The sequence below is a fragment of the Anaerovibrio lipolyticus genome (assembly GCF_021531495.1).
GTDB lineage: Bacteria > Bacillota > Negativicutes > Selenomonadales > Selenomonadaceae > Anaerovibrio.
On the sequence record NZ_JADYTY010000039.1, the window covers coordinates 1 to 13884 of the forward strand.

General features: G+C 41.2%; 7 protein-coding genes. All 7 read left to right on the plus strand.

The features are described 5' to 3' along the window. The first annotated feature begins 121 nt into the window (after nt 1–121). Nucleotides 122–1396, plus strand: coding sequence for a LeoA/HP0731 family dynamin-like GTPase (locus I6E26_RS10070; RefSeq protein ID WP_235321733.1), 1275 nt, complete (start codon nt 122–124; stop codon nt 1394–1396). Nucleotides 1397–1437: 41 nt separating this feature from the next. Further along, nucleotides 1438–1983: a hypothetical protein gene (locus I6E26_RS10075; RefSeq protein WP_235321734.1), complete on the plus strand. Its 546-nt coding sequence runs from the start codon at nt 1438–1440 to the stop codon at nt 1981–1983. Nucleotides 1984–2102: 119 nt separating this feature from the next. Next, entirely contained in the window at nt 2103–4937 is a 2835-nt protein-coding gene (locus tag I6E26_RS10080; protein WP_235321735.1) for a flagellin N-terminal helical domain-containing protein, read from the plus strand. Between the two features lie 165 nt (nt 4938–5102). Further along, nucleotides 5103–7295 (plus strand): DNA topoisomerase III, encoded by a 2193-nt coding sequence (locus tag I6E26_RS10085; RefSeq protein WP_235321736.1) that lies wholly within the window; start codon nt 5103–5105, stop codon nt 7293–7295. An 18-nt stretch (nt 7296–7313) separates the two neighbouring features. After that, a complete protein-coding gene (locus tag I6E26_RS10090) occupies nt 7314–9755 on the plus strand; it encodes an AAA domain-containing protein (protein ID WP_235321737.1) in 2442 nt (813 codons plus the stop codon). Nucleotides 9756–9768: 13 nt separating this feature from the next. Continuing rightward, nucleotides 9769–11142, plus strand: a complete 1374-nt coding sequence (locus I6E26_RS10095; RefSeq protein WP_235321738.1) for a hemolysin family protein — start codon at nt 9769–9771, stop codon at nt 11140–11142. Then, complete coding sequence (locus tag I6E26_RS10100) at nt 11139–13061, plus strand: ABC-F family ATP-binding cassette domain-containing protein (RefSeq protein WP_235321739.1); 1923 nt, start codon at nt 11139–11141, stop codon at nt 13059–13061. Before I6E26_RS10095 ends, I6E26_RS10100 begins: the two co-directional genes overlap by 4 nt. Nucleotides 13062–13884: the final 823 nt, after the last annotated feature.

The window sequence follows — 13884 nt, forward strand, 5'->3', positions numbered from 1 at the left end:
TTGGCAGTTTGGCTGATTGTGCCCAAACTGCCAAAAATTCCGATATCATCATGGAGTTCTTGGCAGCTATGGGCTGGAATCAGGGTTATGCAGCATAAAAGTTGTAAAGTGCTGTAACAAGATGGATAGAGCACCAGAGGGGAATTCCGCCAATCAACAGCAGATTATTAGAGATGATATTTGCAAGGTTTTAGCCCCATTGACTCCAGAGCAGGTTTATACATCCTTTATTTCCACTCAATCCTATGAAGAATATCTCACGGATGAGGATGAGGAAATCAAGGCAGAGCTGCTGGCAGAAAGCGGTCGGGAAGAGTTGATTGCTAATCTAAATGCCTTTGTACAGTCAAGGCAGGTAACAGCCAAAATAGAGCGTCCCCTGTATACTCTGCAGGAGGCGGTAAGAAATGTATATGTGGCGGAAGAGATTAATATGCTGAATGATGCAGAAAGTCTCCTACTGCGGAAGCAGCGGATTTTGCAAAACGGCCAGGCGGATGCTGAGGAGGAAATCAATGGCTTGACCATGGAGTGCCAGCAGGATATTATTGAACTGGGCAGAGAAGCGGCAGGCTATTTAGAACCAGGTGTAAGCGAGGAGGAGTTCAAGGCAAAGCTAAATGAATCCGGACAAAGGGCAGAACAGGCAACCCAGGATTGTATACAGTCAATAGAGCGGGCCTTTGGCAGATTGGCAGATACGATTCAGAGTGAGATGGATAAGGAGCTGGCTTCCACATCGGCGCAGAAAATCTTTGCTAGAAATAATATTTCTGTCTCTGTGGAGAGCACAACAGACTTTTCTATGGAACCTGCGGGCAGTGTCGATAGTGCAGGCATGGGAGCAAATGTTAAAGCGGTTAGTGATGTTATCTTGGGAACAGGTCTTTCTGGTTCAAAAGCTTTTGGTATGTCAACTTGGAATATTTGCAATTCTGGACTGAAAAATTTTTCTGGTTCCATGATTCATACCAAGATTTTAGATATTGGTAAATTTTTTGGTGTGAAGTTCAAGCCTTGGGAAGCTGTCGGTCTGGCAAAGAATCTAGCCAGGGTGGGGACGGCATTAAATATATTAGGTTTTTTGCTTACTATTTGGGGTAAATTCAAATCTGATGCAGAACGCCAGCAAAAAGAACAGGAATTGCGGGAGTCAAAGGAAGAAATCAGAGCAAATTTCAAGGAAAATGCCAATACTATTTATGGAGATATCATGCGCAATGTGCGTGAAAAACTGGCAGAGTCTGTAGGTAAGGAGCTGGACAGTGTGGAGGACAGTTTGCGCCAGATTGCCGAGGAGCGACAGAAAAAGGAAGCGTGCATGGCAGTCTTGGAAAAGCTTTCTGCAAAAATCGACAAATTGTGTAATGAGATTGAAGCTGGCGGTGCTGTCTGAGGCATCGTGCCAATAAATATAGAATGGAAGAAGGTGAAGGAATGACAAAGATGAAAAAAATAGACTTAGATGAATTGCGTCGGGAGCTTAGTGCCTATCTGGAAGAAAATTATACCGGCTGTGGCGATGAACAGGCAGATGAATTGATTGCGAATAACAAATTAAGTTATTTTGCCTATAGTGGTGGTCTTGCCTGTCGATTGGGTATGTTGAGTGGTATTCTTGAAGGACGCAAGAAGACTTTTTCGGAATCACTGCTGGATTTGCTGGCTGAGAAGGAAATGAAGCCGGTTGAATTTTATCGTAAGGCTGGTATAAGCAAGGAGCATTTTTCCAAAATCAAAAACAATGTTGATTACCAGCCCTCCAAATCTGCCACCATGGCTATGGTGCTGGCCTTGAAACTGCCTTTGGATGAGGCAGAAGAGCTTATGGCTAAGGCGGGTTATACCTTTTCTACTGCCCTGATACAGGATCTTGTGGTTAAGTTTTTTATCCAAGAAGGAATTTTTGATGTGGATGCGGTGAATGTTGAGCTGTATAAGCTGGGAAAAAAGCCACTGACAAATCAAAGGGTCTCCAGTTAGCTACAATATAAAAATTCGAAATGAGAGGTTTGTTGCTAAAGCATAGGACGAATGGTATAATGAACATGATGAATTGGATGAATAACATAAATTAATTTTCGGTAAGGGGCATATATGGTATGGGGATGTCTATATACAATAATTTGACAGCCATGTCGGCGTTGCATGAAAATAACCGCAACGAAAAAAGTTTAGCTAAAATGTTGAAGCGGGCTGCATCAGGCATGAAGATTAATTCTGCCGGTGATGATGCATCCGGCTATGCAATTTCAGAAAAGATGCGAGTTAAGCTGAGAGCCTTGGAGCAGAATGACCGCAATGTAAAAAATGGTGCTTCTATGTTGAGAACTGCCAGCGGTGCTGTACAGGAACAGACTAATTTGCTAAAAACTATTAAGCAAAAGGTTATTGATGCCAGCAACGATACAAATACAGATCAGGATAGAGAAGTTATCCAAAAGGAAATAGATCATTGCTACAGCCAGATGGCGGATATTGTTTATGATACCGAGTTTAACGGAAAAAAAATATTGCTGGGTAACTCAGTGGCAGAGGTGGTTAGCAGCTGGGAAGTATTGAATAATGCCATGCTGGCAGATGATAGTGACATACCAGGTTTGCTGGCGGATGCCAATGAAAGCTCCTTGGATGGAGAGCAAGGCCCATTTGCGACTTTTGGCAAGGCATCAGATAAGCCTCCTTATGATGGCTATAATAAAAAAGCTGAGAGCCCTGCAACTTGGAAGGAATCTTCAGCTAAAAATAACGGAGATCGTATGGTAGGAGGCACTAAAGGTGTATCCAATACCATAGATTTAGATTTGTCCCAATATGCGAATTTTTCGGCCACTAATCGGGATCCATTGGACAATACAACATTTTGTGTTAATTCCCCCTATTACCCACAGCAGCATTATTTTACTTTGACTACAAATATGAGTAATAACTATGAGAAAGGTAGTAAAATAGATATAAGTGGCTGTGGTTCCACTGATGATGTGGCCAATGCGATTCAGAATGCTATAGCTAGTTCCTTGGGAAATGTATATTCAGTGTCGGTAAGTGGCTCCAAGGTTACCCTTACAACTAAGCAGGATGGGGTAGTAACCAATGGCAATGATTACAACACTGAAGGTGCAACTTTGACTGGGGGCACACCCCCAAATGGTCATGATGGGGCAACAGGTACTGGCTTGAACATAGGAGCTTTTACCGGTGGCAAAGATGCTATTACTCACACAGAAACCAGAACGGATCCTGCAGATCCAGACCTTAAACATACTGTTACGGTAGAGGATGTTCCAGCGGTTAAGGCAAAACTGGAAATCCCTAATATCTCATCAGTTGCGCCGGGAAGCGGTATGACCATAAATGATGCTTATTATGGTACAAGTTATTTGTCCTTTAGGTATGATGATGGAGGTTTGAACTATGATTCTGCCTCTGGGCATTATACAGTAGGTAGAAATTATCAGGGAAACTTTAATATTTCAGGTATGCATTGTTCTATGTCTAATGGCAGTTTGATTGCTGAGGTTTCTACGGGAGGAGTTTATGCCGGGAGGTATTCCTCAATAACTGATGGAATAAAGCCGTATAGGCCTACCTATACAGCTACAACAGCTTTGACTGGCATCAACAACAAACATTCTGGCGCAGATGGCAATACAGCTCACTGGGATTTGGATTTATCAGCCTATAATGCCTCAGATGAAACAATGGCTGAAGAATTGATAAATAGATACAAGGGTAAAACCTTTGGTACGAATACAACTACGGAATATGAGTTTATAGATACTGGTTCTTCATCTGGTATGGATGGATTATACAAGGTTACTACTAACACCATTGATTTAAATGAGGTTCGCAATCAGGTTAAAGCTGGCAAGACTGTAGCGGAGGCTTTTGCCAATGTGCTTAATGGGCTTAATGGGCACATTGGTAATACAGAGATTTTGAAAGCTGCAGACAATACTACAAATGGTATCAGGATTAAGGCAACTTCCCCAGGTGAAGCCGGGAATAATCAAAAAGTTTTCAGCCAAACCGGAGAGCTGCGACACTATACCATTGACTGGAAGAATTGGGTAAAGACTCAGGGAATTACGGATATTCCAGCGGCCTTGCATGAAAAGGGGATTCGCTTTTATTGTCCTACCGACGCCAGCCAGTGGGTTAATGTGCGTTTTGTTAATGGTTTCAGCGATTTGGATGCTGAACGTCCAGCAAGCGGTAATGCCAATATGGATATTAAGACCTTGACCATTGACTTATCCGCTGTCGATAGTGTAGAAACCTTGGTTGAAACCATAGATACAAAATTGGGGGACTATCTAAAGAATAAGTATAAGCATAATCTGTTAGTTACTTCAGATCCTAAGGCTGGCACGACGACGATTTATGACCAGAGACGGAAAACTGTTCGTAATAATCCAGGGTATGATAATCAGGAAAAAGGTGCCAAGATTGGTACAGGCATTATGGATAATATAATCAAGACCAATCGTAATATCTATGTTAATGATCTGGTGGTGCAGCATACAGATAAGGCTAGTATGAATATTCATGTAAAAATACCTCAGACCAGCATAGACCAAATTTTTGGTTATAAAGAGGGAACTCGTCATATCAGTGAGTACAATGTCATGACCAAGGATATGCGGGACAAATTGCTGGGAATACCACCAGATAAGGGAATTTTGGACAGAGGTATAGATTATCTGCTGGATGCCCAGACAACTATTGGTGCCCAGATGAATCATATGGATTATGCAGATAATAATATTATTACCTCCCATGAGAATATTACTTCGGCGGAGTCGGTCGTTCGGGATGCTGATATGGCGAAAACCATGATGGAATATGCGAAGAGCAATCTTTTGGCCCAGGGTTCTCAGTCCATGCTGGCCCAGGCTAATCAAACTCCTCAGGCTGTGATAAGTCTTTTACAATAGCAAGTATATTAAGGCTGGTTTCCCAGAAGTAACCTTGACTGTAGATGCTTCCTCCCCTAAAAAAATCCTGCAAAACATTTCTTGGTTTTGCAGGATTTTTCCTTTGGCTTCATACATGGTATAATATGATATTACAGTTTTTTATTTTACCGATGAGGTGCAAAAATGCGTTTATATATAGCAGAGAAACCTAGCATGGGCCGGGAGATTGCAGCAGTGCTGCCGGGGCCTGTGCGGAAGGGCAATGGATTTATTGAAACAGGGGCTGGCACCGTTACCTGGCTTTTTGGCCATGTGCTGCGGCAGGCGGAGCCTCAGGAATACGATGCCAAATACAAGGTGTGGCGGGCAGAGGATTTGCCTATTATTCCAGAGCATTGGAAGCTGATGGTATCAGAAAGCAGTGCCAAGCAATTTGCTGTGGTGAAACAGCTGATTAGTCAAGCTGATGAAATCGTTCATGCCGGAGACCCGGATAGAGAGGGCCAGCTTTTAGTAGATGAGGTGCTGGAATATGTAGGCTGTAACAAGCCGGTACAGCGTATTTTGTTGAATGCTTTGGATGAAAAAAGTATCCGAGAGGCAATTGACCAGCTAAAGCCTAATGCGCAATTTTTTAACCTGCGACAGTCGGCTTTGGGAAGAGCTAGAGCAGATTGGCTGATTGGCATGAATTTGTCCAGAGCCTATACAATGGCTGCCCAGCGCAGCGGTCATAGAAAATTGGTTTTGCCTATTGGCAGAGTCAAGACTCCTACTTTGGCGTTGGTGGTACGGCGGGAAAGAGAGATTGAGAATTTCAAGCCAGTGGATTATTTCAATATTAAGGCGGTTTTTCAGCATACTAATGGACAGTTCCAAGCTCAGTGGAAGCCTAATGAAATGCAGCAGGGACTGGACTCCGAGGGCAGGCTGGTGGATAAGCAGATTGCAGAGGCCAAGCTAAATTTCTTCGGACAGGAGCCATTGGCGGGAGTGATTTCCGGCTATTCCAAGGCTAAAAAGCAGGAGGCTCAAAGATTGCCTTTTTCCCTTTCTACTTTGCAGGTTTTGGCAGGCAGGCGATTTGGCTATGAGCCACAGCAGGTGTTGGATACGGCTCAGGCTCTTTATGAGCGGAAACTGACTACCTATCCTCGTTCTGATTGCGAGTATTTGCCTACTAATCAGTTTAAGGAGAGCCAAAGTATTTTGACTAATCTGCAGAGCTGTGGGGATGATACTTTGGCTAATTGGGCCAAGGGGGCCGATGGCAAAATTAAAAGCCGTGCTTGGAATGACAAGAAAATTTCCGCCCATCACGCCATTATTCCTACCCGGGTAAAGGCAGATTTGAGCAAGATGAATGTAGTGGAACGGAATATTTATTTCTTGATTGCCCAGGCTTATATGGCTCAGTTTTATCCAGTGCATACCTATTACCAAACCAAGGTGGAGGTAGCTTACAAGGAGGAGCTTTTTGCTGCCAGCGGTAGAACGGAAATAGATTTGGGCTGGAAGGCTCTTTATACCAGCAAGAAAAATAATGAGGCTGATAATGAGGAGGGCCAGGATAAGGAGGATAATGGTCAGGAAGAAAATAACCTGCCTCCTATGAAGAAAAATGATAATGTTGACTATGTATCTGGGGAGCTGGCCAAAAGTGTTACCAGACCACCAGTGCGATTTACTCAGGCTACCCTTATTGCCGCCATGAAGGATATTCATAAATTTGTGCAGGACCCGGAAGCAAAAAAGCAGCTGAAGGCGGTATATGGTATTGGTACTGAGGCTACCAGAGCTACTATTTTGGATGAGTTGATTCATAAGCGGAAGCTGATAAAGGAAATGGGCAAAAAGAAGCAGCTGCAGCCTACGGAGGCAGGTTATTTGCTGGTGGATGCAGTGCCAGAGGAGCTGTCTTATCCGGATTTTACGGCTATCTGGGAGGATCAGCTTCATTCTATGGCAGAGGGAGATGGCTCCTTGGAGGCTTTTTTGCAAAACCAGGTAGATTTTACCACCAAGATGTGTCGCAAGGCAGAGGGCACCAGCCTGGTGGTGGAGGATGCGGTTAAGTGTCCTCGCTGCGGGTTGGGGATATTGCAAAAACGCCACGGCAAAAATGGAGATTTCTGGGGATGCAGCAATTATCCCCGTTGTCGTATGACCTGCAATGATAAGGATGGAAAGCCTAATCTGGAGGAGGCTCGCCAGCGGGCTAACTATAGAAATCCGGGTAATGGTTTTAATAATAATGGCAGTGGGCAAGGAAGCCGATATAGAGCTGGCCAGGATATGGATGAGATAGCAGAGCTGGGGAATCCATATATGAGTGAGGAAGAAATGGCAGCCTTTACTAAGGAGTATTTGCGGTAATATAAAGGAATCAATTAAATGGATACATTGGATAAAATACGAAAAATAAAGGAAAATCCTAATGAGATATTCTCTTACCTTAAAGAAATTGCAAAATTAAATGAAATTTGCAATGCTAAAGGTGAGAGCATATTGACTAAACAGTATGAAAAAATTAATGGAATTCAATCTGGAACAGCATTAGAAATGTATTTAAATCCTAATAAGAGAAAAAGTGCAAATTCTCATAAATATGCCCCTATATTTCCTTTTGGTTGTAATAATAGTCAATATGATGCTGTTACGAGGGCGATGAATAACCAGATTAGCGTTATACAGGGGCCGCCTGGTACTGGTAAAACACAGACTATCTTAAATATTATTGCAAATATTTTATTGCAGAATAAAAATGTGATAGTTGTATCAAATAATAATGCTGCTATTGAAAATATATATGATAAGCTGGCTAAAAAAGAAAATGACTTAGGATTTTTAGTGGCAAGACTTGGCAATTCGGAAAATAAGAAAAAATTTATAGAAAATCAAATAGCAGCTTCCGATAGGTGCAAGAATTGGAATTTAGATTTTAAAACAGAAATTTCACAAGAAACAATATATGAAGAGACAAGAGCGTTAAAGAAATTATTTGATAAACAAGAAGTCCAATCAAGTTTATTGCAGGAAAAATCACAAATAGAGGCAGAGTATCATTATTTTTTACAGTATGCAAAGAATAGCGATATAAATGTCGATGATTTTAAGTATATATATAATATATCTGCTAAGAGTTGGCTTAGTTTGTGGCAGGAAGCTCAAACTGAAGTAGATATTAATCATAAATTTGGTCTTTTATTTAAACTAAAGCTTTTGTTTAAATATACAATACTAGATTATAAGCTGTATAAACAGGAACCTGAAAAATTTATAACTATTTGTCAATGGTTATATTATAAGACAAGAATAAAATGGATAATAAGTGAATTAGAAAAATTGTCAAGAGAGTTGGCTGATATAGACATTAATTTGCCAGGAAAGGCAAATTCTAACGCCATGTTGCTGTTAAAAAGACATTTATGCGCAAAGTATGCGGATGAAAAATCAAGAACTATATTTAAAGAGGAGGACTTGTTTTATAATTGGAAAAAAATTCAAGATGAGTATCCAATTATTTTGAGTACAACATTTTCAGCTAAAGCGTGTTTGAATAAAAATGCAGTCTATGATTATTTAATTATGGACGAAGCATCTCAGGTAGATATTGCAACTGGTGCATTAGCTCTATCCTGTGCTAAAAATGCCATAATAGTAGGAGATACAAAGCAGCTTCCAAATGTAATTAAAAGTGAAGCAAAACAGAAATCAGAAGAGATTTTTAAAAAGTATAAAATAGCATTAGGATATAAATTTTATAAGAGTTTTTTAAATTCTGTTGTAGAAATTATGCCAGATGTGCCTCAGACGATGTTACGAGAGCATTACAGATGTCATCCTAAAATAATCAATTATTGCAATCAAAAATTTTATCATAATAACTTAGTTGTTATGACAAAGGATAATGGTGAAAAAGATGTAATAATGGTTATGATAACCGTTGAGGGAAATCATAGAAGAGAAAATTACAATCAGAGAGAAATTGATGTTATAAAAAATGAAATATTGCCTATGTGTAATAGCCCTGCTGAAGAAATAGGGATTATTGCACCATATAATGGGCAAGTTGATAAATTAAAAGAACAGATAAAAGGTGTTGATATTTCGACAGTACACAAATTTCAAGGAAGGGAAAAGGAGACTATAATTTTAACTACTGTAGATGATCAAATTACAGATTTTGTAGATAATCCATATTTGTTAAATGTTGCTGTATCTAGAGCTAGGAAAAGACTTATTTTAGTTGCTACAGGTAATAAACAGTCAGGAAGCACAAATATAATGGATTTAATGCATTATATTCAGTATAATAATTTTTCTATTCAATATAGCAATATAAATTCTATATTTGATTATTTGTATAAGGCATATAAGAAGGAGCGGGAAGCATATTTAGGTAAGCATACAAGAATATCGGAGTATAAATCTGAAAATCTAGTGTATGCCTTATTAGAGGATATTTTAGCTGATGATAAATATCAATCGTTAGATGTGGTTTGCCATATGCCCCTTAACATATTGTTGAAAGATATAAGTTTGCTTAACGAAGCTCAACAAAAATATGCTATGAATTCGCTTACGCATATAGATTTACTTTTATATAATAAATTTTCTAAAATGCCTATTTTAGCTATAGAAGTTGATGGTTGGCAATATCATAATGAAAAAACGCCACAAGCGAAACGTGATAAATTAAAAAATGAAATTATGAATATTTACAATATAGAATTGCTTAGATTGGTCACAAATGGAAGTGGTGAGAGAGAAAAAATAATAAATACTTTAGATAGGTTACTTGGTATAAAAGATAATGCTGGAATGAATTTTTAGGAGGCAAATAATTTTGGATGATATAACGATGAATATTATAAAGTTGGTGCTGGTGGTTTTGCTGGTGCTGATGAATGGTTTCTTTGTGGCGGCGGAATTTGCGGTGGTAAAAATACGCGGCTCACGGTTGGAGACATTGATAAATGAGGGAAATAGCCGGGCGGTTTATGCCAAAAAGCTTACGGATCATTTGGATGTGTCCCTTTCTGTAACTCAGCTAGGTATTACCTTGGCTTCCCTGGGCTTAGGTTGGTTAGGTGAGCCTACAGTCAGCAAAATGCTGGAGCCTGTATTTGAATACTGTGGACTGGGGGGAGCCTTGGCCACTACCATTTCCTTTGCCATAGCCTTTGGTTTGATTACGGCTATGCATATTATCTGTGGTGAGCTGATTCCAAAAAATTTGGCCATACAGAAGTCCGAGGCGGTAACCTTGGGGATTGCTATGCCTATGCTGCTTTTTCAAAAGGTAATGTATCCATTTGTTTGGTTTTTGAATCATGTGGCTAATTTTACCGCGGAAAAGCTGGGAATCCCGGTGGAGACTGAAAGCGAGGAAACAGCTCATACAGAGGACGAGATTCGCATTCTTATGGAGGAAAGTCACAAAAAGGGTTATATTGACAAAACTGAGCTGGATTTTGTGGATAATGTTTTTGATTTTTCCGACCGCAATGTACGGGAGATTATGATTCCTCGTACAGATATGGTATGCCTTTACACTGAGGATTCCTTTGATGAGAATATTCAGGTGGCAGTGTCGGAGCATATGACCAGATATCCTGTATGCCGAGAGGATAAGGATGATATTATCGGTTTCCTTCATATTAAGGATTTGATGGGGTATCTTTATAAGCATCGCCGGCCAAGATTGCGGCAGCTGGTGCGGAAGGCTTTGATTGTGCCGGAAACCATGCGTATCAGTATGCTGTTGAAGATGATGCAGAGGGATCGCTCCCAGCTAGCTATTGTGGTGGATGAATATGGCGGTACTGCCGGTATGGTTACCATTGAGGATATTATTGAGGAAATTGTGGGGGAGATTCAGGATGAATTTGACCAGGAACGTCCTTTGGTGGAGAAGCGGAGTGAATATGTTTATTCTATAGATGCCAAGCTGCTGCTGGAGGAGGTTTGCGATATTCTGGAGATGGATATTGAGGCTGACAATATTGATACCATTGGCGGCTGGCTCTACAATAATGTGCAGTCCCCTCCGCGGATTGGGATGAAAGCTAGCTGGAATGGACGGGACTTCTTTGTGGAGGAAATGGATAATCTTAGAATTACCCGTATTTTGGTCAAGCTGCCAAAGCCTTTGCAGGAGGAACATGAGGAGATTGTGGATAATATCCAGTCAGAAAAAATGGAGGAGAATCATAAATGATTTTAACAGTGGAGGAATTGGGGAAAAGCTACGGAGAAAAAACTCTCTTCAGCCACGTTAATTTGAATATAAATGAGGGGGATAAAATCGGTATTGTTGGTGTTAATGGTACTGGTAAGTCCACCTTTCTCAAAACTGTGGCAGGAAAGCTTGTGGCAGATACTGGCTCTATGGTAACTATGCGGAATATGCGCATTAGCTATTTGGAGCAGTCCAAGGAATTTGTGCCAGAGAATACAGTGTTAATGGAAGCTTTTAAGGATGATAGCCCCTTGATGCAGGCCCTGCGGAATTATGAGTCTGCTTTGGCGAAAAGCGAAAAGGGGGATATGTCTGAAAAGGTGCAAAATCAGCTGGCTAAGGCCTCTGAGCAGATAGATGCTTTGGGGGGCTGGAATATGGAGAGCCAGGCTAAAAGTATTTTGACTCATTTGGGAATTACAGATTTTGAAGCAAGGGTGGATACTTTGTCGGCGGGACAGCAGAAGCGGTTGGCTTTGGCTACTGCTTTGATACAGCCTTGTGATTTACTGCTTTTGGATGAGCCTACTAACCATTTGGACAGTGAAACTATTGGCTGGCTGGAGGAGTATCTGGCAGTCTGGAAAGGCTCCCTGCTGATGGTAACGCATGACCGTTATTTTTTGGATAGAGTGGCTAGCGGGATTTTGGAGTTCGATAAAGGCAGAACTTATAGTTATCAGGGGAATTATTCGGAGTTTTTGGAGCTAAAGGCGGCGCGGATTGAGCAGGAGGAAGCTGGGGAAAGAAAGAGACAGAATTTCCTGCGGAATGAGCTGGCTTGGATTCGCCGTGGTGCCCAGGCTCGTTCCACCAAGCAAAAGGCTAGGCTGCAGCGCTATGAGGAAGTAAAGAATCAGAAAGTGGATTTGGAACGGAATCAGGTGGAAATTGGTTTGGCTGGCAGTCGCTTGGGGCGGAAGATTATTGAGCTGGAGCATGTTGGCTATAGCTGGCAGGGACAGGTGTATATTCGGGATTTCAGCTATACAGTATTGCGGAATGATATAATTGGCATTATTGGTGGCAATGGTACAGGAAAGTCTACCCTGTTGAATATTATTGCTGGTAGATTGCAGCCTACTGAGGGTACAGTGGAAATTGGCCAGACTGTAAAAATTGGTTATTTTGCCCAGACAAATGTGGAAATGGATGGCAGATTGCGGGCTAAGGAGTATATTCAGGAGGCGGCTCATTATATTACTATGGCGGATGGCAGCAAGCTGTCTGCTGGTCAGTTGATGGAGCGTTTTCTCTTTCCGCCGGATTTGCAGTATACGGAGATAAGTAGATTGTCTGGTGGTGAGAAAAGAAGGTTGTATCTTCTGCGGGTGCTGATGGAGGCCCCTAATGTGCTCCTTTTGGATGAGCCTACCAATGATTTAGATTTGGAAACTATGGGAATATTGGAGAGCTTTATTGATGATTTTAATGGGGCCATTATTTTTGTTTCTCATGATAGATTTTTTATTGACCGCATGGCGCAAAAGGTTTTTGTTTATACTGGCAAGGCGGGAGAGATTGAATGTCATGTAGGTGGCTATAGCGATTATCATCAGCGGCTGCAGGCGGAGCAAAAAGCTAGAGCTGGTGCTTTGACTAATGGGGTGAATGTTAAGGCTAAGGATGGTGTGGCTGTCAGCAAAAAGAATTATCAGCAGGATAAAGTTCGGAAAAAAGGTCTTACTATGTCGGAAAAGCATGAATATGGTGAGATTGAGGCTGTGATTGCCAGCAAGGAGGGGGAACTGAAGATGATACATCTTCAGATGACTCAATTTGCTACGGATTATGATAAGATACAGGAATTGACCAAGGAAGAAACTAGGGTGTCTGGGGAGCTGGAGAAGCTGATGGAGCGCTGGGCATATCTGGAGGAAAAGGCGGAAAATTCCTAAGTGTGTATTGGCATAATGGAATACATATACTCTTTACTGAGGCATGACATATACCCTTACAGGCACGCTCGCGCTATATTGATGTGCAAAACTATCCCCTATTAATTGCGATATGGGAGTACCCTTTCAGGCACGCTCTCGCTACTTTTCTCGCCTAGCGGTACTAAAGCTCTCATGAGGCAATTCGTGGCTAACGCCCCGAAAGCTCATGAATCGCTAAGTACCGAGGCGCGAAGAGTACCTGTGCAGGGTACTCCCATACCGCTTATTAGTGTATTCATCGCAATTTTCCGACTTGACACAATTTGTAGATTTTGCGAACTGGCTGGAATAGAACAGCAGATGATAGTACCCTAAGAAAACCCTTACTAAGCGATATTTAGTTTATATTACCTCTATTTTGGGATTTAGAATCGAAAAATCACGATGATTCGGCAACAGCCGGAGGGGCATGACACTTTTGCGTCAGGCCCATTAAGTCGGACAGAGCAAAAGTCGTTATGACCGCAGGCTGTATTTCGAAAAACTTTGACATCCCGAATTATATTTACATCCCTAGGGAGATAGGCATCTCGATAAATCAGAATTTATTAGGGAAAGAAAAAAATATGAAAAAATTTTATAAAAGTGTTGACAGAGGTGCAGATTTGTTGTAATATATACATCGTTGTCGCTGAGATACAGCAAAGCAAAGCCTTGGAGCTGAACGCTTGCCGAGGTTGCTTTGAAAGAAGCGATAAAAAATATTTCAAAAAGTTCTTGACAAAATGAACGCTTTGAGATATTATATAAAAGCTGACTCACACAGCGGCTTTACAAAAAG